This is a genomic window from Nocardia sp. NBC_01377 (assembly GCF_045040005.1).
Taxonomy (GTDB): domain Bacteria; phylum Actinomycetota; class Actinomycetes; order Mycobacteriales; family Mycobacteriaceae; genus Nocardia; species Nocardia noduli.
Genome location: NZ_CP109567.1, coordinates 102,078 through 126,427 on the forward strand (window position 1 = coordinate 102,078; position 24,350 = coordinate 126,427).

Genomic DNA, 24,350 nt, shown 5'->3' on the forward strand with positions numbered 1-24,350 from the left:
AAGAGGATCCGTGACAATGAACACCGGTGAGACCCCGCCTCCGGACGGTGCAGCTGGGCGGGCGCGGACGTTGCGGTCGGCGATTCTGCGACACGACAACGACTACGGGTTCGATCCGCGTACCCCGTCGTGGCCACGGCCGCGGCCGAGGGTGTCGTGCATCGTGCCCTACTACGACACCGGCGCCCTCGCGATCGAATGCGTGTCCCGTCTCGATGCCGCCCTGACCGCGTATCGGGCCGCTCATCCCGATGGTCCACCCGACACTCAGATCGTGGTCGTCGACGACGGTTCCCCGACCATCCCGTACCCCGCCACGACAACGGCCGGGACAAATGTCATCCGATTGCCGCGCAACCAGGGCCGTACCGCGGCCCGCAATATCGGGTTACGCGCGAGCAGCGGGTTCGATATGGCGTTGTTCGTCGATTCCGATGTCCTGGTCGACGCCGGGCAGGTGATCAGCACCTGCCGCCTGTGGGGTGCCCCGACCGCAGACCCGCCCGCGCGGGCACCGATCGTGGCGACCTTGATGGCGACCTATCGGGCAGGTGACCACGGGTTCGACCCCGGTGCGGCGGTGGCGCTGGCTTCGGTGCGCGCGGATTGGCGGTGGTCGTGCCGTTTCCAGCCGTCCTGGATCGCGGACCCTGGGGACTGGCTGTATGTGGGTCGCCGGTTCGACCTGGTCACCGGCACCGACTACTTCCGTCGCTGGCACGGCACCGTGGGGCCGTGGCTGCTGCCGAACATGGTCGCCGGTGGCTGCTTCGCCGTGCCGGTCACCGCCGCGCTCGAGGTGGGCGGGTTCGATGAATCCTTCACCGGTTACGGCTTCACCGAAACCAGCCTGATCGCACGCCTTGTCGCCCGCGGTGTGCCGGTCGTGCCCCAGATCGAGCGTGCCGCGCTGCACGTCGAGCACAACCCGGCCCATCACTGCCAGAGCGAACGCGACCGCCTCCTGGCGCTCGCGCACCGCCGGTTCTTCACGGAGTTGCTTGCCCATGATCTGCCCTGATCGCACGACTATCTTGTCGGCGACGCTGACCCAGCTCGACGCGACGGTGAACCTGGTCATGCACGACATCGCCGCCACCACCGAGGAGTTGTGGAGCCGCTACGACATCACCGCCGACAACCTCGCCGCGATCATCCGCTGGTGCGACGACCACGACCTGTCCCGGCACGTGCGCCTGTATTTCGACGACAACCGGCGCTCGGTGTTCGACCTGGTCTTGGCGAACCTCGACATCGGTGCTTTCGCCGAGGTCGTGATCGCAGCGCCGGTCACCTCGATCGGGCGGTCCGGCTACGGTACTACCGACGATCTGCGCGCCGCGGCCGGACTGGGGGTTCGTGTTGCCGCGCACGGCTTCTCCCATATGCGGGTCGCCAGCTACGACCTCGTGGGGAATCTGCTGGCCACACCGTTGGGCGGACGCTACCGCGACCGTTCCGGAGCCGGTCGCCACGACCCGATGACCGAGAACGAAGCACTGTTCCAGCTGGTCGAGGCCAAGGAGCATTTCACCGAACTGCTCGGTGAATGCACCGAATTCGTGCTTCCGCACGGCTGCTACAACGCCACCACCGTGGCCCTGAACCAACGGTTCGACCTCTACACCCACCTGGCCACCACCGATCCCGGACTCGACACCGGCCAGCTACTGCGACCACGGTTCCCGGTCGGTGCCGACGACACCGTCGAGACCCTCGCCGCGGCCATCACCGCGGAAACGAGCAACCCATGACCGGATCCAGCCAGCGTGTGATCGCCTTCGAAGGGCTGCCGTTCACCGGCAAGTCCACCGCCGCCGCCGAACTCGAACGTCGCTACCGCGGTATCTCGGTCGTGCCGGACTACCACGAACTTCTCGCCACCGACGCGCGGTGGCGGGCCGCGCAACTGTCCGCAGACGCCGACGATCAACACCACCGGGTCGCGGTCTATCGCGATCTCGATGACCAGCGATGGAAGTCCGCCGCCGAATCCAGCAGTCCCACCATTATTTTCGACCGCTGCTACATCTCGATCGCGGCCTACCGGCTCGCGCTGCACACCGCGTTCGGCCTGCCGGGTGACCCCGACACCCCCGACCAGGCACCGACACCGATCTGCGAACGGCCGATCCCGCCGGTCGTGGTGCACTTCGCCGTCCGAGCGCAGACCGCGGTCGAGCGCCACCAACGCCTCGCTCGCACCATCGATCCCCGGATGCGCACCCACATGTTTCTGTCCGCGCTGCTCGACGCCTACGACCAGGTCCTGGCCGCCAGCGGCGCACGGATCATCACCGTCGACAGCAACCAGCCACTCGCACAGGTGGTGGCCCAGGCTTGCCGGCACGTCGGTGAAACCTTCTGAACCCGGCGGCTGGCCGGGGTGGGCCGTGGCCACGCTGATGCTGATCAACGGGGCGTGGAGCACCTGGTGCGTGCACGCCAGCCTGACCGGTCTGCGCGCGCTCACCACCGACCGCGCTGCCGCCGAGCCCACCACTGTCGGCGCCGACGGATCGGTCGTGATCGTCGTGCCGATGCTGCACGAAGCGGACCGCGCGGCCGACTGCGTGGACCATTGGGCAAAGCTGCGCGCCGATCATCCGCAGTTGCGGTTGTGCGTGGTCACCACCGAACGCGAACGCCACGAACGCCCGACCGGACCGCACAGCTGGGACAGTATCGCTCGCGCCGTCACCGACCGACGTACCCAGCACCTGCACTATCCGCGCGTGAATCGCACCTACGGCGAACAACTCGGCTGGGCACTGGACCGGTTGACCAGCACCGCGGACGCACCGGACTACCTCTATGTCGCCAACATCGATTCCAGGGTCTCGGCCGACGGGTGCGCCGAAATCATCGAACTCGCCGCGGCGGGAGTCGGGATCGCCCAACAGTCCAGTGTGTTCTTCGCCAACCTGGCCGAACTCAGCCCCGCCGCGACCGCCGAAGCGTTCTACCAATCACGCTGGACCTTCGAACACGAGATCTTGCGCTACCTCGCCGACACCGGTCAGTTTTGGTGGCTACCGACCTGGATCGGCGCGCGGTGGTACCAGCACGCCGTCGGGCACGGTCTACTGATCTCACGCGCTCTCTACCAGCAGATCGGTGGGCTCCCGCACCCACGCTTCGGCCTCGAGGACGCCGCACTGGGGGTCGCGGTCCGCACCGCAGGTCACCGCATCCACCCCTTCGCCACCCTCGAATGCGGGGACGCACCCCGCTCGGTCCGGGAACTGCAACGCCAACGCCGGACCTGGATCCGAGGCCCGCTGTGCAGCCTGGAATACGCGCGCACCGGACGCGGCCTGCTGATCGCGGCACAGGGCACCTACGGCGGACTCAAGTGGGTGACCGGGCTTCCGGTGCAGGTCGCGGCCCTGCTGTTGATGAGTCGACGCCAACGCGTGGTCGCGGCCGCAGGGTGGCTGTTGGCGCTCTACGGGCCGCTGCTGCGGCTGCTCACCGGGTTGCGATCGCTGGATTTCCCCGCCGAATATCGGCCCACCGGTCCCCAGGTGGCGACCGGATCGGCGCTGTACCCTGTAGCGGTGCTCAGTTGCTGGGCCGGTGGTGTTCGCGGGCTGATCGGGCTCGTCGGCGATATCGTCACCGGCCGCACACCGATCCAGCAGCGGACCCGGGAGACCCAATGACCAGCCGCACCAGCCAACAATGCGTGCTCCCCATCTTCGATGTCTTCGTGTTCTTCGACTGGTACAACACGCTATCGACCGCCCAGTTCTGGGACAGCATCCTCGCCAGTTCCCGACACCCCCTCTCCACAGCGCTCGATGCCGCCCTGGAAGACCTCTTCCGCGGCCGCAAGGACTACGTCGGCGCCTGGATGCGCGGGCTGGTCAGCGACGAAGAGGTCATCACCACCCTCAACGTGGCGCTACCGCGCCGCTACGGTGACGACTACCTGCTACGAGAGCTGTTGCGCGACTGCCGCAACGCCACGGTCGACCCCGACATGGCCGACATCGTCCGCGACCTGCGTGACCGCGCGTTCCTCGCCGTCGCTTCCGACAACATGGCCTGCTTCGCCCAAGCCGCCCCGAAAGTCCTCACCGGCGAACTGCGCATCGACGAACTGATCGTGTCCTCGAGCGTCGGCAGCCTGAAAAAGGAATCCCCCGACCGATTCTTCGGCCCCACCCTGGCCCTCTACGGCCTCGAACCCGCCAACGCGATCCTCATCGACGACTGCGCCGATACCTGCGAGATCTTCCGTGAATGGGGCGGGGTCGCATTCCATTTCACCGAACCAGCCAAACTGCGCACCGACATCGAGCACCTGTTCCCCACCCTCGCCACCGTGTAACGACCCCCTGGGTACCGCAACAAGTCGAACCAGGGCCGCAGCAGACCACTATGCTGTGGCCTGATGGCTGCCCTCTGCAAGCACGGTGCGAGCTGTCTGTGGGGAAGGATTGTTCGGTCTGCGCTGCGCATGCCACCGCCGCCGCACGATGTAGACCATCTCTTGAGCACGACTCTCGAAATCATCTGAAAGCTCAATCCTCGTCGGGCTCGGGTGGCTCCTCCGGCTCGCTGTCCTCGGCGGACTCTGCCGTCTCTGTTTCCGGATCTCTCGCGGCCCTCTTGGCCGCGTCCTCGACCGAGTTCTGGAACAGGCCGCGGGCCCCAAACTGGGCAGCGAAGTCCGCGATCGGACTCTTGAACATATCCGAGGCCGCATACTGGGCAGCGAAGTCCGCGATCGGACTCTTGAACATATCCGAGGCCGCATACTGGGCAGCGAAGTCCGCGATCGGACTCTTGAACATATCCGAGGCCGCATACTGGGCAGCGAAGTCCGCGATCGAGTTCTTGACCCCCTCGACGGCCGCAAACTGGGCGAACGGGTTCGGCATCGCCGCCCGCTCGGCACGGCGCTTCCACCGAGCACGCATCGGATCATCGGGCAACGCCTCGACTGACGTCACCTCCACACTCTGGAGCTCCCCATCCGGCGAGACCAGGATGTCGCCGGACACCCGTAGCTGTTTCGTGACCGTGCTGCTGCTCAACCCGTCGCCCAGCAACGCGAGGTCGATCTCGGTGGTTACCGAGAACCGCACCGTCCACCCCGCCTCCCCGCGGCCGGCACCATCGCTGAACCGCCACCCCTCGATCGTCTTCTCCGCATCCACTGCCCTGGCAGCGACGGTCTGCAACGGCAATGCCGCAAGTTCAGGATCCACGTCCAAACCGGCGAGTGAGACCACGAACAGGTTCGCGAGGACATTCAGATCGAATTCGCCGGTCCGGCGCACCAGTTCGGCCTCAGTGATCGACTCGAACAATGACTCGAACTTCCGGACCAGCCGATCCATCTTGACGACATACTCGACACGGCCCGAGAGCTCTTTACCGTCGAGATCATCGACCAGGTCGGGATGCAGCGGGAACGGGCATGCTTCCTTCGGGCTGATGCTTTTGCCAACGTCGCCGAAATCGCGATGGTTGTCGCTGACGAACCACACCTTCTCGTCCGCGTTCTCCTCGGCCAGGGACATCACCGCCAACCAGATGAGCGTGTCCCGGAGCCCGTCGACTTCCCGCTCGCAATACGGCGCCCGCCGCTCCGAGGCGCGCCGGGCAACCTCAAGCCAACCGAACTGCGGAGTCGGCACGATCAGCACACCCAGCTCGCTGAGGTGATCGCGAAGCCACTGCTCGTATTCCCCGGAACGCCGGGCGATCTCCTCGATCATCGCCTGCTGTTGTTCCTTCAGCCCGAACACCCCGGCCTTCACGCTCGCCAGCTTCGCCGACTCCACTGCCCAATTCCGGCGGACTACGTTCACTGTCTCCAAGAACACGACCTCCGGCACCACGACCCTCACCTCCCATGCCTCCCGGTTCTCCAGCAGAGACAGCCAATCCCGTCGGCGCAGCCACGGCGAGCCGCAAAGGATGTTGGTGTCAACCACAACCAGAGTCATAGCGATCATTCTGATCCCTGCCCCGACAAACCGGGCGCGGCCGCGCCTATCTGCTAGCCAAGAGTTTCCGTGATCGCCAGCGCGGACAACGCGGAATGGGTTTTGCTGGGTGCGATCGGTGTACTGAACCACGTTCGGGGCGGACAACACTGATCAAAGTGCTTGTTGAGGCGGTGTCAGCAGCCGACGTGGTCCGATCGGAGATCGCTTCCAGCGATACCCTGCAAGCATGGGTATGGCCGACGATGTGGCTCGCCACCGTGCGAAATTGAACGACTCGGCAGCGCGGGACCAGATTCTCTATCAACAGAACTGGGCAGTGGTCGATGACGTGGTGCGCGAGTTCTGGACAACGGCACGCGACATGAACCTCCCCACAGACCCGGTGACGCAGCCCGGCCCAGGCATGTTCGCCGAAAGAGGTGATGGCTGGGTGCTTCCCGTGGGAAGTGCGAGAGGAGGTTGCGTGTTGACGGTCCGCACGGACGGCAGCTGGACGATGGACACCCTGCGCGGAGGCGGCGATATGGGGCCGGATCTGCATCACGGCAACTCCGAGGGAAGCACCATCGCCTGGAATTCCCGAATCGACAGCAACGAGTTGTACAACAACTTCGTGTCATTGATCGTCGAGCTGGAACCCCCGCCCACGCCCACACAAGCTCCCCGCCCGAGCTCACTCGATGGAGATGGCGAGGGAATCTCAGCAGGGCTTGGAAGGCGCAATCCGCAACTGGGGCCTCTCGATGGAGATGAGGAAGAGAACACCACAGGGCTCCGCAAGAGGAAGCTCAGATGGCGGTCTACCAGCGAGGACTCCTGGTAGTGCAGGTCAACCGAGCGCGTCGAACAGGTCGGTGACGAGAATCGACACGGCGGTGGCGGTGTTGTCGGGATCGCCGACCCCTTCTTCGGCGCGTCCGTCCATCACCGCTCCGATGGCGTCTGAGGTAGCGAAGTGTTCGGCGAGTTGGGCGAGGGCGACGGTGGTGATCTCGCGGCCGCCCGCACGGAGCCCTGTCGTCCGCTGCGTTTTCGGTTCTGCCGAGCCCTACCTCAGCGGGACGGCGCGGCAGCCCCAGGTGCGCTCATCGCCTGACAGGTGGAATGAGCCGGTCCGGCTTGGCCCAGCGCTCATGTGCGGACTGGCGACTCATGCCTGCGGCTGTGCCGATCGCCTCCCACGACGCGCCGGCCGCCCGGGCTTCGCGTACGGCATCGGCGAGCCGGATCTGCGCATCGGCGACCTCGCGTGCGGCCAGCTCGATCTCGTAGGTTCCGCGCGTCGGCGCGATGTGGTTGAGCCAGTCGACCATGATCTGGTCCTCGGCGGCCTCGTCGAGACCATAAGGGTCGGGCGCGTACACGCGACGGCGTGCCGGATCGGCCTCCTCCGCAGTCGCGACTCTGGTCCAGGTCGGCCCGCTCCAGCAGCGCTTGCTGTGGTGGCTGAGGTCGGAGCAGATCGCTCTGAAGGCGACCACCTCATCCCAGGACCGGGTCTGCCAGTCATCGATATGCAGTTGGCTGTCGTCGGCACGTTCGGTGACCTTCGGTCCACCTCCCCAGCCGCTGCCGTACCAACCATCGGCGAAGACATGAACCACCACGCCCTCGTGCCGCCCGTCTTCGGTCTCTCGACCCATGATCGTCCCCATTCGACAAATGTCAGGATTTCCTGACAGCCTACCTGGCTGTCAGGAAATCCTGACATGGGAGCATCGGCAGAACTCCGGCCGGATATGGCGGATGTTGGGGTCGAAGTTCCGTCCTGTCAGGCCAGCACGGTGGCGCGAATCCACACCGCGCGTTCGGCCTCCACCATTTCCAGCGCGGCGTCCGGAGTCAGCTGATCGGCGGTGCCGCTGATGACGATCAGGCCCGTGCCGATGTGATGCAGACCCGCGACCCGCTCGCGCCACTGCATATCAGCTTCCAGTCCGCCGGAGTAGATTTCGCCGAGTCCGGTCGGGCCGGTGATCCGCACCGTGGTCACACCCGCGCCGATGGTGACCGTCCAGCCCGGTGCCGGATCGCCGAGGAAATCGGTATCGCGCATCGGCTGGGCGCCGTGTTCGGTGAGCGCGGTGGTCCAGGCGTCCGCGGTAGCCAGCGTGCCGGATTCGGCGATGTGCACGCTACGGAATCGGGGCAGCACGATCACGACCGGCGTGGTGCCGATGACGGCGGTCCAGGTCATTGCCTGCTCGATCTCGGGCGTGGCCATGCCGATCGACACTACCGGGCCGAAACGGCCGTTTTCACCCGAGAATCTATCGACGGCGCCCCGGGTACACCCGGACGGACAGCCGTTGCCGAGCAAGTCGCCGCCAAAGTGGTGACCTGCCTCTACGACGCCGGGTTCGAACTCGCCGAGGACACCACCCGGCTCACCGCAACAAGGCCGAGGCGGCGTTCGCAGCCCTGGATGCGCGCCTGTGGATCGAAGAATCCGCGCGAACCTGACCTGCGACCACCAACCTTTCAGGCACGAGCGCATCGAGGAACTGCACGGCGACCCCGATGCCTTCGACGTGGAATCAGTTCTGGGCGAGACGGTTCCGGTCACCTTCGCGGAAGCGCCACAGCTCGAGCCGATCTGATCCTGCGAGTCGAGTCCAAGCAGCACACCGGCACATCAGGCGGGTGCACCCGACCAATCAGCGTCCTCGACCGCGCGACTCCTCGCGCGCTCCCGCTCGACGCTCTACAAACACCTGCCCGAACTCGGCCATGCCAGGCCCGCGACCGAGCGGAGCCGAGCAGTTGACCGCTGCCCTCGCCCACCACGACGCGAGCAGGGAGCCGGACGCGGCGGCACCGCTTGCATCGATTCCGACTGTTCGATCCGATGACTTCCACTATTCACTCGAATATTATCGATAGCTTCCGATCGGCTGAATTTTTTGGTCTCATCGCTCGGTAATCTTTCGATTACCGAGGAATGCGACCGGTCCGTATTCGGAATAATTCTTCCGATGTGAAGGGACGGCGTGTAAGTGGCGTACTGACAGGTGGCTCGATCGATTTCGGTCGCACCGGCGAAGGTCTGCCCACGAGGGGTTTCGCGGGGGAAGATTCGCCGCTGTCACCGATGGATCGCATCAGCGTTCCGGACCGAGCACCGACCGCTGACAACGGCGAAAGTACACTTACGAGTTCTGTTCTGGCAGTACCTGTCTGGTCGTGCGGGGTTGTCGAGTGACCGGTAGGGTCAGGTGAGCGTTGTTCGGAGGGCGGGCTTCGAGTGTGCGGGATCGCGAAGTCCGTGGGGTGGCCCCTCGCAGGTTCGTGGTCCCGGGAGAGTTCGATCGAATGTCGAGTATGGGGGACCGATTTCGCGAGCTTTCGGTCGTGGTGCCGTTTCCTGGCCCATGGGACTTGGATGCCTATATCGCCGCGGTAGCCGAGTATCGCGGGCGCCCGATCGAGTTGGCCGCGATGGATACATCGATGCTGGGTGGGGCCGGATGTGGTACGGGTAGCGGGCTGTGGATCGCACGTCACGACGACGACATCATCGTCTACGATCGCGATACCTCGCCCTGGCATGCCCAGCACATCGTGTTGCACGAGATCGGGCACATGCTGCTGGGACACGACCGGCAACCCTCCGGGCAGGCCGATACGTTCAGGGGTACCGCGTTGGCGGCGCTGATGCCCTCGATTGCGCGTGATTCGATCCGACACGTGTTGGGCCGCGACGCCTACGGCGACGACACCGAGCGTGAGGCCGAGGCATTCGCCGATGCGGCGATGCTGCACGCCACCCACCCGCCGAGGTCTCAGTCGCCGATGCGAGGCACCTTCTTCCGGAGCGGGCCGCGTTGATCTCGGCGCTTCCTATCGCTGTCACGGTGCCGGTTATCGTGCTCGAGTCCGTGGTCACTGTGATGCGGTTCCGGCTGATCAACCAGACAACGACGGACAAGCTGATCAACCGGTCGCTGGTCTGGGGAGTTGTCGGGATGGTGCTGCATCACCACGATCTGGCCCCGCGTTACGCCAGTCTGTGGCATCAACTGTCGCTGGGAGCGATCTTGGCCATCCTGGCCGGTATCTACGGGATCGCCCGGCTGTGGCACGGAGCGGATCCGACGACGACCCGGCAACGGCAGCGCCGCTACGATCTCACGATCGCGCTGGTGTTCGTGGCGGTGTTGATCGCCGGAACCCCCGCCCGCGGAGAAGGAATGCTCATCGATCGAGCGTTGAGCTGGCCCGCGGTCGTGTTCTGGGCGGTGTTCGGTGCGCCGTTGGCGGTGTGCGCGGTGTCGGTCCTGCGGATCTGTGTCCACGATTTCCAGGTCGAGGACCTCGGCCGGCGCGAAAAGCTGGTCTACGCCGCGATCTTCGCCGCCGCGACGGGGTTGCTGTGCGACGCGCTCGCGGGCCCGACAGTTGCCGCGCTGCAAACCTATACCGACCTGCCGTTTCCCGACGACCCTCGGATGAGCCGTAAAGCAGCCACATTCTTCCTCTCAGCGTTGCTGTGCTCCCTGTTCACCGCGATCCCGCTGCTCGCGATGCTCGCCACCCGCCTGGGCTGGGATACGACCAGCCGACACGCTCGCCGACTGTATCCCCTGTGGCGTGATCTCACCGCGGCGTTTCCCGGGCTGGTCCTATACCCCGCTGCCGAACTCGCACGACACCCACCCGCGGCGCGGCTACACCGGATGACTGTCGAGATCCGTGACACCCTGCTCGGTCTGCGGCCATACATGCAAGTAGACACCACTGCGGGCGAGGGCCATCCCGCTGCCGACACGGAACTCGGCACCCGAATCTCGCGATACTCCGTTCTGGTCGCCCACGCGCTGGACGCCAAATTCGCCGGAGCACAACCCGATCCGGATACCGCCCGCATCGCGCCCCGCACACCGTCGACAGCCAACGATCCGAACTCCGAACTACGGGTCCTACTCGCCCTTGCCGACCGCTGGCCTCCCGTCCTCGCTGCTGCCAGTACCTCCCGGGCACACAGACCGGCATCGCCACACCAACCGACCAAGGAGCGATCCCGTTGACCGATCTGTCCGCCCGTCCCGTCCAGGAACTACCCCACCCGCCGCTGCGACTCCCCCTGATCGGGGATCTGCTGACCGTACGACCGGGCAAACCCACCCAGGCGGCGATGCGTGATGCCCGTCTGCTCGGGCCGATCTACGAACGGCGGATCATCAACTACCCGGTCGTCATCGTCTCCGGTGTCGACCTGCTCGCCGAGATCAACAACGAAACCCATTGGCGCAAGAACCTCAGCCCGTTGTTCAAACTGATGCGGCGCATCGCCCGCGACGGACTGTTCACCGCCTACAACCACGAACCCGCCTGGCGCACAGCACACAACGTCCTCGCCCCCGCGTTCACCCAGTCCGCGATGCGCAGCTACCACCACACCATGACCGACACCGCCGCCGAACTCATCGACTACTGGACCCAGCGCACCGATCAATGGGTCGACGTCGCAGAGGACACCAACAAATTCACCCTCGAAGTCATCGGACGCTGCGGATTCAGCACCGGCTTCGACTCCTTCACCCGCGCAGACACCGACGAGCACCCCTTCGTCACCGCGATGACCCGCAGCCTGCGCTTCATCAACCGCAACGCCAACCTGCCCCCCTTCATCCACGGCTTCCCGCCCGGCCGAGCCGCTCAGTACGCCACCGACGTCGACTTCGCCAAGAAACTCGTCGACGACGTCATCGCCACACGCCGCCACGAAGATCCCCACCGCACCGACGACCTTCTCGGGTTGATGCTCAACAGCACCGACCCCGACACCGGCGACGCACTCGACGAGAAGAACATCCGGTACCAGATCCTGACATTCCTGGTCGCCGGACACGAAACCTCCGCCGGAGTACTCGCCTTCGCCCTGCACTTCCTCGCCACCCGACCCGATATCGCAGCACGCGCCCGCGCAGAGGTCGACGAACGCTGGCCCGACCGCACACAACCCCACATCGGCTACGACGACGTCGCGAAACTGCGCTACCTACGCCGCGTGATCGACGAAACCATGCGACTGTGGCCGATCGCGCCCGGATACTTTCGAGAAGCCAAACACGACACCACCATCGACAACGGCCGCTACCGATTCCGCGAAGGCGACTGGGTCTTCGTGCTCACACTCGCCGCCCACCGAGACCCCGGCTGGGGCCACGACGCCGAAGAATTCGACCCGGACCGATTCCTCCCGGAGAAACTACGCACTCTCGACCCCAACGTGCGTGCCGCCTATAAACCCTTCGGAACCGGCGAACGCGCCTGCATCGGAAGACAATTCGCCTACCACGAAACCATGCTCGCCCTCGCCCACATCCTCCACGCCTTCACCCTCGAACCCGAACCCGACTACCAACTCGACGTCACCGAACAGATCACCCTCAAACCCCGAGGACTACGCCTACGATTCCACCCTCGATAACCCCTGACCGCGCATCAATTCAGGATTCCCAATACAGCCTGAACCACCCCGAAGAACCGCCGATCAGGAACAACTTCAATTGATGAGCCGCTGCAGAGCCGATCCATAGGCGAACGCGGTGAGGATCTTTCCTCCAGCACCGAACCCGGTGATGGTCACGCTTCAGAGTTTCGCCTTGGGGCCGTCCCGCGGCGCGACTTCGCTTCGGTCATCACAGTCGGCACCGTTCCTTTGACCTGGCCGTCGTGCCGAACCAAGCAGCCCTGACCACGGCGCAGCTCTGCGATCCAACTATAGGCGCAGGTCAGGAGTCGGCAGGCAACGATGGATCGTCGCTCGCATTCCTCACTCCCGTAGAGAGCGTCCAGGCACGACAATGGTCAAACACCGCGACTGCGCCGGTCGGGCCCGTCGCGCGACTCACGCTCGGATGGTCGGCCTGTCCCGGGAACCGCTGTGGCTGTGCAGTTCCCGGGCGGACCGGCCCTAGAGGACGGACAGTACAGGGTCATCGACATCTCAGGTGGAGTTCGTCGTGGTCGAAAGGTCCCTACGTTGACCGGCTTTGGCCGCGGAGGCTTTCGCCATTTTTGCCGACGATCACGATTTTCAAGCCCTGACGGGTGTCCGAATGCAGCGGCGCGTCGGCACCGAGCTGACCGATCCCCGGTCGACGACGTCATGGTTCCGCGAAGTTCATCTCGAGAAGGTCCCCGACCAGACGGCGTGCGACCTGTTCGACGTTGCGAGTCCGGTCAGTGGTGTTTCGGATCGACCGCCTGCCACCGCGCCTCCACCTCGCAATCGAACAGGTGTTCGCATTGTGGTATACAACCGTGCGGCCGGATAGCGCCCAGCATCGATTGCCAAAAATAAGCTGCCTGGATGGTTGACGACCCGGCACTGATGCTGACCGTCGCGTCGGCCACTGGATCATGTCGGGTGGGCGGTGGAGATGAAGTGGGATGGAACCAGACAGATACTTGAATTATTGCAGCTCGGAGGGAATCAACAGGTCTGTCCGGGCGGGTGCAATCCACCTCACGGCAACAGGTTCGGCCTTCGAACGGTGTGGTGATCTCGGACCTCGCGAAGTGAGAGCTGGGTATTAGCTTCTCGGCAGAGCGTGGTTCGATCCTCGGCTTTCCCTCTGCATCGCGATCAACGGAGCTGGGTCGTGGCGATTGCCATACGAGCACCGTGGGCAAGAAGTCCTTCCTCGGCTAGGTCCGAAGCCTGGTCGAGGAATTCGTCACGGAGGCGCTGAAGCTGGCCTGCTTCGATGAGAGTGGCGTCGTAGTAGGAGTCGACAGCGGATTGCCATGCCTGCTCTGGCGTCGCGCGCGGACCGTGGCTGATCTCGGTCCAGTCGATGGGCTGGAATCCGGCAACTGTCGCCAACTCGTTCAGTCCCTCTCGGGTTCGGGTCCGACGGTCTCCGAGTGAGGGCATCGCCCCCGATTGCTGTGCCGTGACGAAAATCGGTCGCGCCACCTTCTCGAACAGCGCGCGTCCGCTTCCGCCCGCAGGTTTGAGCCCGACCGAGATCGCCAGCCTGCCAGCTGGTTTCAGCACTCGCGCTGCCTCCGCGAAGACCTGTTCGATCTCAGCCATCAGCATCAACGCCATATGGGAGATCACGGTGTCGAACGACTTGTCAGCGAACGGGAGCTCCTGGGCTCGTCCTTGTCGCAAATCTGCGCCGTACAGCTCTGGCCTCTGTGTGGCGGCCGAAAGTTCGACGTCGGACAGATCGATGCCGGCAAGTCTGGTCGCGCCGTTTCGGGCGAGGACCACGAGCAGGGAACCGTCCCCGCAACCGAGATCGAGGACTTCCTGAGCATTCGGGACCTGGTCAGCAAGATACTGATAGCTGGATCGACCGTCGGGCAGCGGGTTCGCGACCACGTAGTGGCTCATCTCCCCTGACAGTTGGTTGTGCGTCCGCCGGAAGAAGTCTTCGCCCGCACGAATCTCGTTAGCTTCAGTCATGATCCGAAACTAGTTCATCGCGATGGCCTGAGAGCGCACGCTGGAGATACGAGCACCGAGGACGCACGCTGTGGTCCGAATGCCCGCCACTTCGCGATGGCTGCAGCGAGAGCTCGCTCGCGTAGTTCGGCTTTGAGGCTGGGCAACTCGGACTCGTATCGAGCTTTCCGGGCCATGAGCCAGCTACGTAGCGCCGAGATGATCGCGTTGCCCGGGCTCTGCGACTGCACGGGGTCGGGGCGGCGTACGGCGGCTACCTCAGATGGATCTCCGGGAAACTGTTCTGGGTGCGCGACGTCGATGTCTCCGACCGTTCCACCAGCGGCGGCCGCCACATCCTGATCCCCCTCGCCGACGGCACCACACTCCCCCGCACTGGCCGACCGGCTACCCAGCCTCGACATCACCCCCATGCTCAACGACCGCGCCGGCAGCATCACCCCACCCGGATCCCGCTGCCGCGACGGCGGATTCCGCCTCCTCGACGGCCCACGAGACCACGCCGTCCACACACTCACCACCCGCTCCCCAACCGCCTTCTGGGCCCGCCTCACCGAACTCCTCGACACCGACACCCGTCCCCCGCCCGCGCGCGACGACCATCAGGCGCGCGCGACAGCGCGCACCAGTGGTGATGCCCTGCCGGAGGACCTCAGCCAGGTTTGGGAGGGGCTCGGCGACGACGCGCGCCTACGCGCCGACTATCGCCGACACACACCGTTCCCGACCGCGGCGCTCGCGTTCGCGCCCGAGGGGCACGCACCGCAGGAGCGATGGCGCGCACCCAACGGGCAACTGGATCGCTCGGCCGCGCGCCGATCCGTCCTCACCGCCGCCGCACTACGCGGCTACAGCTTCACCGACCTACTCGCCGAACTCCCCTCCCACGGCGGCACCTGGACCGGACTGGCCAACGCCTACCACCGCTACGGATCCCACATTCATCGAGCGCTACGCCGCGACTGGAACAACGCCTGTGCGTGGACATCACGAAACGCCCCCGAATTCCTGTCTCACGCGCACAAGAACATAGAGCACACAGGGGGGACGACCCGAGCAACGAAACACACCGGATCGCAACGACGCTGGCTCGCCGCCGCCATCGCCTGGACCGACGCGACATGGCCGAACTCGTCCAAACGCTGGACCGCGCACGCCGCGCTGCAAGCTCTCGCCCACGCCAGCGTTCTCAACAGCGCCTTGCACTGCGGCACACCCACCGTCGAGTTCGGCAACCGGTCTCTGTCCCTGATGGCCGGCGGGATGCCCGAAACCACCCTCTGGCAGATCCTGCGAGAGATCCGCGACCTACCCGGCGCGCCAATCCTGCTGATACGCGCCGCCACCGGCTACCTCGCCGACCGCTACGCCCTCACCACACCCACTATCGCCGACTCCCCCATCTACCGACGCCCCACAGGCACACTCACCGCCTCCACAGTCCTCGCCACACTCCTCAGAGCTTCCCCAACATCGAGACGCGCCTACACTAGTGGGTCGATTCCAAAGTAGTTGGGCAGTAAGCGATCTGGTTGAATCGGTACGTGCGAGCTGCCCCTCTGGTGTTGCGTGACGGTGACCGAGAGATCCTGCAAGCCTGGATCCGGTCCACGACGATGAAGTCCGGACTCGTCCTACGAGCCCGGATCATCACCCTGGCCGCCGACGGTGTGGCCCACGCCGAGATCGCTCGCCGGTTCGATATCTCGCGCCAGACCGTGATCAACTGGCGATCCCGCTACCAGACGCACGGGATCGACGGCCTGCACGACGAGCACCGTTCAGGACGTCCGCGGACTCTGGACCGGGACAAACTGATCACCACCACCTTGACCCCACCGCCACGCAAATACGGTGTCACACACTGGAGTTCACGCCTGCTGGCCGATCACCTCGGTATCGCGCACGGGACCGTGTCGAAGGTATGGAGCGAGTACGGGGTCCAACCGTGGCGAGCCGAGACGTTCAAGTTCTCCACCGATCCGGAACTGGCCGGCAAAGTCACCGACATCGTCGGGCTCTACCTGAACCCGCCAGAGAACGCGATCGTGCTCTGCGTGGACGAGAAGTCCCGTGCGCCACGAGGCGCTGATGAAAGCCGTGCGGGAGGTGGTGCCCGCCGCCGGTCGTCGTAGCGACCGGTCGAAGCTGGAGGCAGGTCGAGCCCTGGGTTGAGGGGGAGGCCGGGAGCAGCCTCGACAATGTAGGGGCGAGCCGGAACTGTCAGACGGCTCGTGCCCGCGAGCGAGGACGGAAAGGCATAGGGAAACCGAACCAGTGGCAGAAGCCCCGTCAGTCGTCAGCGATCCGCGAAATCTGGCGGATGGATCGCTTGCGGCGCTGGGCAGGTCGTGTGTCTTGATCTGCTCGCTCTCATCGCCTGTGGGTTTTGGGTGGTGGGAGGCCCCGGCCAAGACTGCGATGTGCGGCCGGTGGCGATGCCGCCGGGGTATAGCTGGATGCCGACACCGTCGTAACGGACATCAGTGAACGTGGGAAGCGGCCCGATGCCGCCCGAACCGAACCGGTCATCGACCGGTCGGTGGGCAGGCGCGACGCCCGCTGTGGGTATCGGGTCGTGGCGGAGTCGCCGTAGTACTTCGAGCCGGGGAAAGCCCGTGCACTTGGGGAAGGGCGACAGCGTGATCGGCAGTGACGACCGGTGAGGAGGAGGTCATCGTTGAATAGCGGTGCGCTGGACGAGACGGTGCTGTTCATGGCCGAACGTCGGGTACTCGGTCACCAGCGCAAACTGCACCGATGGGCGAAAGACGAACCGTGTAAGCGGTTCGATGATGTGTTCAATCTGGTCTGTGATCGGGCGACTTTGCTGGTTGCCTGGGATCGTGTGTCGGGCAACCGGGGCTCCCGGACGGCAGGGGTGGATGCGGTCATCCGCAGTCACGTCGAGGACGTCGTCGGGGTGCTGCCCTTTCTGGAGGAACTGCGAAATTCCTTGAGAGAAGGCACGTTCACCGCGCTGCCGGTCCGGCGGGTGACGATCCCGAAGAAGGGCGGCAAACTCCGTCATCTCGGGATACCGACCTTGCGGGATCGGGTGGCGCAGATGGCGCTCAAGCTGGTTCTGGAACCGATCTTCGAGGCCGAGTTCTACCCGCATTCCTACGGGTATCGGCCTGGGCGACGGGCGCAGGATGCCATCGCCGAGATCCACAAGATGCACACCCAAGGCTATGAATGGGTGGTCGAAGGGGACATCACCGCGTGTTTCGACAACGTCGATCACCAGGTCCTGATGGGCTTGGTGGCTGAGCGTGTCACCGATCGCAAGGTGCTGGGCCTGGTCCGTGCGTTCCTGCGGGCCGGGATCATCAGCGAACACGGGGGTTTCGCGGCGAGCCTGACCGGCACGCCGCAGGGTGGAGTCGCTTCGCCGCTGCTGGCCAACATCTACCTGTCGGTTCTGGATCGGCATTTCATGCTGATCCAGGAACGGGACATGAGCCCGCCGTGGCGGCGTCAACAGCGCCGCCGCAAAGGGCTGCCGAACTATCGGCTGGTGCGTTTCGCTGACGACTTCGTCGTGCTCGTGCACGGCGAACGGTCCGACGCCGAAGCGTTGCGATCCGAGATCGGCGAGTTGTTGGGCCGGGAGCTGAAGATGACTCTCTCGGTGGAGAAGACACACGTCACGCACGTCGATTCCGGCTATGTATTCCTCGGCTTCCGCGTCCAGCGGTGGACACGGGGCGATGGCCGTCGCGTCGTGCTGACCATCCCGTCCAAGAACGCTTTGGCCGGGGTGATGCGCAAGATCAAGCGGGCAACCGGGGCAGCGACGACGTCGCTGCGGCTGGGGCAGTTACTGCGGAAGATCAACCCGATACTTCGGGGTTGGGCCGCCTACTTCCGCTACGGCGTGTCCAAGAAAACCTTCTCCTACCTGGGCTGGTATGCCTGGTGGCGGGTGATCTACTGGATTCGCCGCAAGCACCCCCACCTGACCTGGAAGCAGGTCCGCCGACGCTTCTACGGCGCCGACCGGATCAGCGACAACAGTGTCACCCTCTACAACCCGGCGAAGATGCGCGTGGAGCGTTACCGCTACCGCGGAACGAAGATCTCCACGCCGTTCAACCTCGATGCGGTCGACCCAGCGGGAGCACGCTACCGCCGGACCGACCACGACGATGTCGTCTTCGTCGGCTACCTGTCCGAACTCATCGCATAAAACCCCTTTCGGGACACGTGGAGAGCCCGGTGCGGGGACAACTCGCACGCCGGGTTCGGCGGGCGGGGACGGGGAAACCGACAGCTGAAACGCTGCACGGCGTCCCGTCCTCGACCCAACAGATCCAAGCCCTGGACCGGACTGCGCCGACGTTGCCGATGCAGATCGGGATCCCGCAACGGCAAACCCACGACTACGTCCGCAACGGCACCACGACCCTGTTCGCGGCGCTGGAAATCGCTACAGGCAAGGTCACCGGGGTGTGTAAACCCAGGCACCGCCACCAGGAGTTTCTTGCTTTCCTGCGTCACGTGGCCCGCGCCTATCCGGCCGGTGAGCTGCACCTGGTGATGGACAACTACGCCGCCCACAAGAAGGCTGAGGTCCGGGCCTGGCTCGCCGAGAACCCGCGTATCCGAGTGCATTTCACCCCGACCTCGGCGTCGTGGATGAACTTGGTCGAGGTGTGGTTCGGCATCATCGAACGCCAAGCCATCCACCGCGGCACCTTCCGAAACGTCCGCGAGCTGACGACCAAGATCCGTGAGTTCATCAACGGCTGGAACCCTAGAGCGAAGCCCTTCGTCTGGACCAAGACCGCAGAGCAGATCTTGGCCAAGGCCGACCGCCGAAGAACTTCAAATACGGCCCACTAGATATCGGGTTGGCGTGTATGGCGACGTTGCATTTCTCATACAACCCAACCTTCGCAGTGCAGTGCTGCACGGCAAGAAATCTCCGGCTTCTCGATTCGTGAATGTCCACAGCGGTTCTCGGCAGGTGCGTCCAGCGAGGGTCATGGCATTCCGATTCTGTACCCTACGCCGCGAACGGTTACTATCCAATTATTTGCACCGAGTTTGTTGCGGATGCTTCCTACGTGGGTGTCCACGGTGCGGCGAGACCAGGAATCCTGCCATATTTCGTGCATTATCAGCTTCCTCGATACTACCTTCTCGGGATTCGCTGCTAAGAGACGTAAGAGGTCGAACTCCTTTCTGGTCATTCTGATACTTCGACCGCTCAAATTCACCTCGCGGGTGCTGGTGTTGATCTCCAGTGGTCCGCGCTCGATCGTGGTCGAGGTTTTGCTGCGGGTGCGCGCTCTACGCATGACCGCCTCGATTCTGGCCAGTAGTTCGGAACCTCGATAAGGTTTGACTATGTAGTCGTCGGCACCTGCCTGTAGGCCGAGGACCATGTCCAGCTCCGATCCGCGGGCTGTGACCGCGATGATGGGGATGTCGGACGTGGCCCGGATCGCACGGCACACGGTGCGACCGTCGAGGTCCGGTAATTCGACATCGAGCAGCAGGAGGTCTGCTTCGCGATGGGCCGCGAGGGCTTCTCTGCCGGTCCCGACTCCTTGTGCGGTATGTCCGTGTTTTTGGAGATCGCGCGTCAGAACGTTTCTTTCGTCTACATCGCTTTCGACTACGACAATTCGCCATAATTCGGCGGTCTCGATAGTCGTCGATAATTCGCTCGGCACGACAAAGGAGGTGTCGCCGAGGCATACTGTTGTAGGTAGACCTTCGTATCTCGGTGCGTCTCGGTGGTCGTTTTCGTTATCCGAGCGCTGGTGAGCGATGTCGGTCTCGACAGACTTTCCCCCGAAGCTCTGCATTTTCTCCACCCCTAGCAAACTCAATATTTCGAAACACTGCAGCGTCCCTGGCGCAGCGTATCCCATCATAGGTTGAATACGGCGATGTGGTTTCGTTCATTGCGCATGGTGTTCTGTCGCTAACGTTGAGGGCCGTGCTGCGCCAGGTGATATGGATTGCCCGCCGAAAAGCGACATCGTGAGTGCCAGGCCATCTGGTCACCTGGCAAAACGACCGAATTCCGGACAGATCGGTGACGTCCGTCACGGACTGTCGGATTGCTTGCCGCAGGCAGGCGGGCGCGCTCACGGCGCGCCGCTGGCTTCGAGGGCGCGCGGGCTGTACGTGCTGCAATCACACGGGCTCGTGCTGGTGTGGCGCCATGCCCTGTCGCGGTGGTGTGCTAAGTGCGCGAGAGTGTGGCGCGGCGCATCGGGGGCTATCGCGCCGTCGAGGCCGTCGGCCACCCAGACCTGGAGGTCGACGGAGCGTGCGAGCATTGTCTTCTCGTAGCTGCGCAGCGCCTCGTCCAGTCCCGCACCGATCTGTATCGCGTCGCCGAGCACTTGCCCGAGTTCGGCGCCGTCGAGCATCGCCAGGTTGGCGCCGTAACCGAAGACCGGTGGCATCAGGTGCGCCGCGTCGCCGATCAGGGTGACACCCGGCGTGGTCTTCCAGCGGTGCGGAATTGGCAGGGCGTAGGCCGGTCGGACGATAAACGGGTCGTCTACATCGGTGATCAGGGATCGCAGTTCCGGCGCCCAGTCCTCGAACATCGCGTCCATCGTGGAAGCGACCGCGCGGCAACCTTGGTCGAGGGGACCGTCGATCAGCCAGTTCATGCCCGCGCGGAATGCGATGTAGATGCGGACCCGGTCGCCGGGTTGGCGTTGTGCGAATATCCCTTTGCTGTCAGCCACCGCGAAGGCGCTGCCCTCACGCACCAGTGCGGCGACCTGCGGGTGGCGGCAGGCGACATCCTCGAGCCACACTTCGACGAAGGTGACGCCGGTGTAGCCCGGACTCGTCGGGGAGACCAGTTCGCGGATTCGTGACCAACCACCATCCGCGCCGATCACTATGTCGACGGAGTCGGTGCGCTGATCATCGAAAGTGATCAGGTAGCCCTCGTCAGCGTTCGCGTGGACCGTGGTGACGGTGTGGTTCCAGCGCACCGTGTCCGGTTCGAGCGAATTCGTCAGCAGCGCAACGAGTTCGCCTCGATTCATCTCGGGCATTGTCTGCTCGTTGACGGTGCCGCGATCTTGATACAAAAGGCCGCCGCGTTTGTCGAGCAGTCGCACACCGCGTGGCTCGGAACGCGCGGCGGTCGCGAATTGCTCCATCAGACCGGCGGTTCGCAGTGCGGCTTGGCCGGAGTCGGCATGCATGACCAGGCTGCCACGCTGGACCGTCGGTGGCGCGGGGCGCGAATCGAACACTGCGGGCAAGAGGCCGTGTTGCTGCAGAACCCGGGCCGCGGTGAGGCCACCGAGGCCGGCACCGACGATCGCCACCCGCGGTCGACGGTGGCGGGCCGTCGGAGGATAGGTCATGGCGACTCCGATCGTGAAAGGAATCAGGAAACCCACGCTAGTCCACCATCGCTACAAATTCAAAGTGATGACGATATTGTTGGCGCTACGGTTTCGCTGTATCCTGCACGACATGGTGGTTGTAGGGCTCCGTGAGCGTAAGAAGGCGCAAACGCGCAAGCGTCTCGCCGAGGTTGCTTATGCGCTGTTTCAGGAGCGCGGCTTCGACGGAGTGACGGTCGCCGAGATCGCCGACGCATCCGACGTTGCGGTGAGCACTCTGTTCGCCTATTTTCCGAGCAAGGAAGCGCTCATCTTCGATGATGACGATATTCACGAGAAGGCGCTGGTGAGCGCGGTTCGAGAGCGTGCGGAGGGGGTGTCGATCCTCGATGCGCTCGAGGCACACCTGTCGTCGGTCGCGTCGATGGAACAGGTGCCTTCGGTCGACGGGCAGTCGCGCGAGGAATTCAAGGATCTGATCAATCGAACCCCCGCGCTGTACAACCACTTCGTGCGGATGCGGCGCAGGTGGGAGAAGAGTCTGGCGGCGGTGATCGCCGAGGAGGCGGGTCTGCCGGAAGGTGATATCACCGCCGGGGCACTTGCTCGGTACGCACTGGAAGCGGAGGCGCTCGCCGAGGATGCCCCGCAGCCCGCCGTTGCACTTGCCCGAGTTTTCGCTCTGCTACGCAATGGTTGGGCCGATTTCGGCGTCGCTGAGTGAACGACATCAAGTGGGGCCGGCGATGGTCATCGCCGGCCCCACTACATGTCTGCGCGTCAGTGAGTGGAATGCACCTGCTTAGCGGGAAGTAGGAAGGTCAGTGCGACGGGCAGGACGGTGAAGGCGATGGTCCACCAGAAGGCGACGCCGTAGGCGCCGGCGATGTCTTCGACTCCTGATCCGGCCGTCGCGAGGGCACGGGCCAAAATTACCGCGACAAGGGTGGTTCCGAACGGCGCTCCCACGCGCTGAACGATATTGAACGCTGTTGTCCCTCGTGCGATCTGATCGCTGGGCAGTCCAGCGACCGCGATTGCGCTGATCGCGGGTGTGCTCGCACCGATACCGAGTCCGCGTACGAACAGTGCCAGGATCAGCAGCCAGGTCATCTCGCGGGCTCCGGCGAAGGCGAATGGGATCGTCCCCACCGCCATTGCGACGAAACCGCCGAGAATCTTCCAGCGCGCTGCGACCGAGCTCAGGATTTTCTTGCCGAAGATGATGAGCACCGCCGCACCGAGACCTTGCGGCACCAGTAGCAGACCGGATTCGATGATCGATGAACCGCGTACCGCCTGAAAGTACAGCGGCAGTATCAGCAGGCCGGCGAACATGGTGAAGCCGGACAGGATCGACAGTCCGTTGGCAACGGAAAAGCCGCGATCGGCGAACAGTCGCACATCGATGAGTGCTTGGGCGCCGTCGTAGAGCGACCATCCGACGAATCCAGCCAGCAGGGCAGCACCGATCATCAAAGGGATCCAGACATTCGTCGCCGCGAGACCGTCGGTGGCGTCGATGTTGCCGACGCCGTAGACCAGTGCGACCAGAGCCGGGGCGAGCAGCGTCAGGCCAACGATATCCAGTGAGCGCTTCTGCGCACTAGGCGTATGCCGCGGGAGAACTTTGAGCGCCATTACTATTCCCGCGACGCAGAACGGCACGTTGACCAGGAACAGCCAGCGCCAATTCGCCCCGTCGGTCAGGGCGCCGCCCGCGACCGGACCCAGGATCGGGCCAACCTGGACGAGCAACGCGAAACTCGACATCGCGGTCATCAGCCGCGCCTTACCAGCCGCTTGGGTCAGCAAGGTCATCAAGGCTGGCAGGATCAAACCCGCGCCCAGCCCTTGGATTACTCGAAACACGATGAGCGAGTTCAGATTCCATGCGATTCCGCACAGAATCGACCCGATGAAGAACACGCTCAACGACAGCAACCAGGTAGCGCGTCCGCCGAACCGGTCGATCATCCAGCCCGAGAGCGGGACGATCGCCGTCATCGCCAGCAGGAAGCCGGTGATGACCCATTGGGTATGTGTCAGTTCGGCATGGAACACCGTCGAGAGATGACCGACCGCCACGTTGACGATGGTCGAGTCGAGGATGCTCGCGATAGCACCCACGCCGAGCGTGGCGATCGTGAGGTTGAGCTGCCGATCACTGATCGGCGGCGGCGGAGTCTGGGACGTCTGTGTGGTGACCATCTGCGCTTCCTGTGTCGAAGGGGCGACGCAAGGGGATCGGACAGCCTCGCACCGCAAATAATCGAACTGACACCGAAAATACATTGACTTCGATTATTTCACAACATCGATTCCGTAGTCACTCCGAGAACTGGGCGTCGCGGGCCTCAGGAGGATCCCTACCCGCAAGCTCAGTGCTCGTGGTTTTCGGTGAAGATGGAGGCGCTTTTGTAGCGCGCGGTGCGCACCTGCCACACCCAGGTGGCTCGCACCGCGCCGGTGAGGTCGTCGATGTGCTCGCCGATGATGATTCCCAATGCGGTGTCGGCGAGTCCCGCGCAGCGCGCGGTGAGTCCGGTATGCAGGGAGTGGAATTCGGTCAGTTGCTCACGCACGAGTGCGGCGGCGTGCTCGATCGCGTCGGCCAGGGTC

22 protein-coding genes and 1 pseudogene are annotated in these 24,350 nt (G+C 64.3%); 15 read left to right on the forward strand and 8 right to left on the reverse strand.

Going from position 1 to position 24,350, the window contains the following annotated elements:
* The first annotated feature begins 16 nt into the window (after nt 1-16).
* Genes OG225_RS40935 through OG225_RS40955 form a run of 5 tightly spaced genes read left to right on the forward strand, consistent with a single transcriptional unit; the run spans nt 17 to nt 4,336 of the window.
* Nucleotides 17-1,021: a glycosyltransferase gene (locus OG225_RS40935; protein ID WP_331758473.1), complete on the forward strand. Its 1,005-nt coding sequence runs from the start codon at nt 17-19 to the stop codon at nt 1,019-1,021.
* Nucleotides 1,008-1,754, forward strand: coding sequence for a hypothetical protein (locus tag OG225_RS40940; RefSeq protein ID WP_331758476.1), 747 nt, complete (start codon nt 1,008-1,010; stop codon nt 1,752-1,754). Before OG225_RS40935 ends, OG225_RS40940 begins: the two co-directional genes overlap by 14 nt.
* Nucleotides 1,751-2,368 (forward strand): AAA family ATPase, encoded by a 618-nt coding sequence (locus tag OG225_RS40945; protein WP_331758480.1) that lies wholly within the window; start codon nt 1,751-1,753, stop codon nt 2,366-2,368. Before OG225_RS40940 ends, OG225_RS40945 begins: the two co-directional genes overlap by 4 nt.
* Nucleotides 2,355-3,665, forward strand: coding sequence for a glycosyltransferase (locus tag OG225_RS40950; protein ID WP_331758482.1), 1,311 nt, complete (start codon nt 2,355-2,357; stop codon nt 3,663-3,665). The genes OG225_RS40945 and OG225_RS40950 overlap by 14 nt, the downstream gene beginning before the upstream one ends.
* Nucleotides 3,662-4,336: an HAD family hydrolase gene (locus tag OG225_RS40955; RefSeq protein WP_331758484.1), complete on the forward strand. Its 675-nt coding sequence runs from the start codon at nt 3,662-3,664 to the stop codon at nt 4,334-4,336. The genes OG225_RS40950 and OG225_RS40955 overlap by 4 nt, the downstream gene beginning before the upstream one ends.
* A 193-nt stretch (nt 4,337-4,529) precedes the next feature.
* Here the strand turns inward: OG225_RS40955 and OG225_RS40960 are convergent, their stop codons facing one another.
* Entirely contained in the window at nt 4,530-5,963 is a 1,434-nt protein-coding gene (locus OG225_RS40960; RefSeq protein ID WP_331758485.1) for a PIN domain-containing protein, read from the reverse strand.
* Between the two features lie 229 nt (nt 5,964-6,192).
* On the opposite strand from OG225_RS40960, the gene OG225_RS40965 reads away from it, so the two are divergent.
* Nucleotides 6,193-6,789, forward strand: coding sequence for a hypothetical protein (locus OG225_RS40965; protein ID WP_405183643.1), 597 nt, complete (start codon nt 6,193-6,195; stop codon nt 6,787-6,789).
* A 262-nt stretch (nt 6,790-7,051) separates the two neighbouring features.
* Here OG225_RS40965 and OG225_RS40970 read toward each other — a convergent pair whose 3' ends face one another.
* Complete coding sequence (locus OG225_RS40970; protein WP_405183644.1) at nt 7,052-7,621, reverse strand: hypothetical protein; 570 nt, start codon at nt 7,619-7,621, stop codon at nt 7,052-7,054.
* A 116-nt stretch (nt 7,622-7,737) separates the two neighbouring features.
* Nucleotides 7,738-8,190 (reverse strand): hypothetical protein, encoded by a 453-nt coding sequence (locus OG225_RS40975; protein WP_405183645.1) that lies wholly within the window; start codon nt 8,188-8,190, stop codon nt 7,738-7,740.
* A 211-nt stretch (nt 8,191-8,401) separates the two neighbouring features.
* On the opposite strand from OG225_RS40975, the gene OG225_RS40980 reads away from it, so the two are divergent.
* From OG225_RS40980 to OG225_RS40995, 4 genes are all read left to right on the forward strand, one after another.
* Complete coding sequence (locus OG225_RS40980; RefSeq protein ID WP_216915442.1) at nt 8,402-8,566, forward strand: hypothetical protein; 165 nt, start codon at nt 8,402-8,404, stop codon at nt 8,564-8,566.
* A gap of 838 nt (nt 8,567-9,404) precedes the next feature.
* Entirely contained in the window at nt 9,405-9,794 is a 390-nt protein-coding gene (locus tag OG225_RS40985) for an ImmA/IrrE family metallo-endopeptidase (RefSeq protein WP_405183646.1), read from the forward strand.
* Nucleotides 9,795-9,832: 38 nt separating this feature from the next.
* Complete coding sequence (locus tag OG225_RS40990; RefSeq protein ID WP_405183647.1) at nt 9,833-10,993, forward strand: MAB_1171c family putative transporter; 1,161 nt, start codon at nt 9,833-9,835, stop codon at nt 10,991-10,993.
* Complete coding sequence (locus OG225_RS40995) at nt 10,990-12,399, forward strand: cytochrome P450 (protein WP_331758497.1); 1,410 nt, start codon at nt 10,990-10,992, stop codon at nt 12,397-12,399. The genes OG225_RS40990 and OG225_RS40995 overlap by 4 nt, the downstream gene beginning before the upstream one ends.
* Nucleotides 12,400-13,560: 1,161 nt before the next feature.
* Here OG225_RS40995 and OG225_RS41000 read toward each other — a convergent pair.
* On the reverse strand, nt 13,561-14,391 hold the full coding sequence (locus OG225_RS41000) for a class I SAM-dependent methyltransferase (RefSeq protein ID WP_331758503.1): 831 nt from the start codon (nt 14,389-14,391) through the stop codon (nt 13,561-13,563).
* Nucleotides 14,392-14,802: 411 nt separating this feature from the next.
* Between OG225_RS41000 and OG225_RS41005 the strand changes: the two genes are divergently transcribed.
* The 4 genes and pseudogenes from OG225_RS41005 to OG225_RS41020 form a co-directional block, all read left to right on the forward strand.
* Nucleotides 14,803-15,903 carry a hypothetical protein gene (locus OG225_RS41005; RefSeq protein WP_331758509.1) on the forward strand — a complete coding sequence of 367 codons (1,101 nt, stop codon included), beginning with the start codon at nt 14,803-14,805 and terminating at the stop codon, nt 15,901-15,903.
* Between the two features lie 32 nt (nt 15,904-15,935).
* Nucleotides 15,936-16,526, forward strand: a complete 591-nt coding sequence (locus tag OG225_RS41010; protein WP_405183648.1) for an IS630 family transposase — start codon at nt 15,936-15,938, stop codon at nt 16,524-16,526.
* A 545-nt stretch (nt 16,527-17,071) separates the two neighbouring features.
* Nucleotides 17,072-18,583, forward strand: a complete 1,512-nt coding sequence (gene ltrA / locus OG225_RS41015; RefSeq protein WP_331758516.1) for a group II intron reverse transcriptase/maturase — start codon at nt 17,072-17,074, stop codon at nt 18,581-18,583.
* 119 nt (nt 18,584-18,702) lie between these two features.
* Nucleotides 18,703-19,239: pseudogene (locus OG225_RS41020) on the forward strand (IS630 family transposase); the annotation flags it as partial.
* Nucleotides 19,240-19,379: 140 nt separating this feature from the next.
* On the opposite strand, the gene OG225_RS41025 reads toward OG225_RS41020, so the two are convergent.
* Together OG225_RS41025 and OG225_RS41030 are read right to left on the reverse strand one after the other, a co-directional pair.
* A complete protein-coding gene (locus OG225_RS41025; RefSeq protein WP_405183676.1) occupies nt 19,380-20,210 on the reverse strand; it encodes a response regulator transcription factor in 831 nt (276 codons plus the stop codon).
* A gap of 285 nt (nt 20,211-20,495) precedes the next feature.
* The gene (locus OG225_RS41030; RefSeq protein WP_331758522.1) at nt 20,496-21,746 is read right to left on the reverse strand and encodes an NAD(P)/FAD-dependent oxidoreductase; all 1,251 of its coding nucleotides are present in this window, start codon (nt 21,744-21,746) and stop codon (nt 20,496-20,498) included.
* Between OG225_RS41030 and OG225_RS41035 the strand changes: the two genes are divergently transcribed.
* Nucleotides 21,745-22,452, forward strand: a complete 708-nt coding sequence (locus OG225_RS41035) for a TetR family transcriptional regulator (protein WP_331758525.1) — start codon at nt 21,745-21,747, stop codon at nt 22,450-22,452. The genes OG225_RS41030 and OG225_RS41035 overlap by 2 nt on opposite strands.
* Before the next feature lie 56 nt (nt 22,453-22,508).
* Here the strand turns inward: OG225_RS41035 and OG225_RS41040 are convergent, their stop codons facing one another.
* Together OG225_RS41040 and OG225_RS41045 are read right to left on the reverse strand one after the other, a co-directional pair.
* Nucleotides 22,509-23,939: a DHA2 family efflux MFS transporter permease subunit gene (locus OG225_RS41040; protein WP_331758528.1), complete on the reverse strand. Its 1,431-nt coding sequence runs from the start codon at nt 23,937-23,939 to the stop codon at nt 22,509-22,511.
* Between the two features lie 170 nt (nt 23,940-24,109).
* Complete coding sequence (locus tag OG225_RS41045; RefSeq protein WP_331758531.1) at nt 24,110-24,313, reverse strand: hypothetical protein; 204 nt, start codon at nt 24,311-24,313, stop codon at nt 24,110-24,112.
* Nucleotides 24,314-24,350: the final 37 nt, after the last annotated feature.

Bases quoted from the DNA above. Each gene is read 5' to 3' on its own strand.
- OG225_RS40940 (WP_331758476.1), top strand. From the start codon at position 1,008: ATGATCTGCCCTGATCGCACGACTATCTTGTCGGCGACGCTGACCCAG.
- OG225_RS40965 (WP_405183643.1), top strand. From the start codon at position 6,193: ATGGGTATGGCCGACGATGTGGCTCGCCACCGTGCGAAATTGAACGAC.
- OG225_RS41040 (WP_331758528.1), bottom strand. From the start codon at position 23,939: ATGGTCACCACACAGACGTCCCAGACTCCGCCGCCGCCGATCAGTGAT.
- OG225_RS40960 (WP_331758485.1), bottom strand. From the start codon at position 5,963: ATGACTCTGGTTGTGGTTGACACCAACATCCTTTGCGGCTCGCCGTGG.
- OG225_RS40955 (WP_331758484.1), top strand. From the start codon at position 3,662: ATGACCAGCCGCACCAGCCAACAATGCGTGCTCCCCATCTTCGATGTC.
- OG225_RS40975 (WP_405183645.1), bottom strand. From the start codon at position 8,190: ATGGCCACGCCCGAGATCGAGCAGGCAATGACCTGGACCGCCGTCATC.
- OG225_RS41030 (WP_331758522.1), bottom strand. From the start codon at position 21,746: ATGACCTATCCTCCGACGGCCCGCCACCGTCGACCGCGGGTGGCGATC.
- OG225_RS40985 (WP_405183646.1), top strand. From the start codon at position 9,405: ATGGATACATCGATGCTGGGTGGGGCCGGATGTGGTACGGGTAGCGGG.
- OG225_RS41035 (WP_331758525.1), top strand. From the start codon at position 21,745: ATGGCGACTCCGATCGTGAAAGGAATCAGGAAACCCACGCTAGTCCAC.
- OG225_RS41000 (WP_331758503.1), bottom strand. From the start codon at position 14,391: ATGACTGAAGCTAACGAGATTCGTGCGGGCGAAGACTTCTTCCGGCGG.
- OG225_RS40970 (WP_405183644.1), bottom strand. From the start codon at position 7,621: ATGGGGACGATCATGGGTCGAGAGACCGAAGACGGGCGGCACGAGGGC.
- OG225_RS40935 (WP_331758473.1), top strand. From the start codon at position 17: ATGAACACCGGTGAGACCCCGCCTCCGGACGGTGCAGCTGGGCGGGCG.
- OG225_RS41025 (WP_405183676.1), bottom strand. From the start codon at position 20,210: ATGCAGAGCTTCGGGGGAAAGTCTGTCGAGACCGACATCGCTCACCAG.
- OG225_RS40945 (WP_331758480.1), top strand. From the start codon at position 1,751: ATGACCGGATCCAGCCAGCGTGTGATCGCCTTCGAAGGGCTGCCGTTC.
- OG225_RS41005 (WP_331758509.1), top strand. From the start codon at position 14,803: ATGCTCAACGACCGCGCCGGCAGCATCACCCCACCCGGATCCCGCTGC.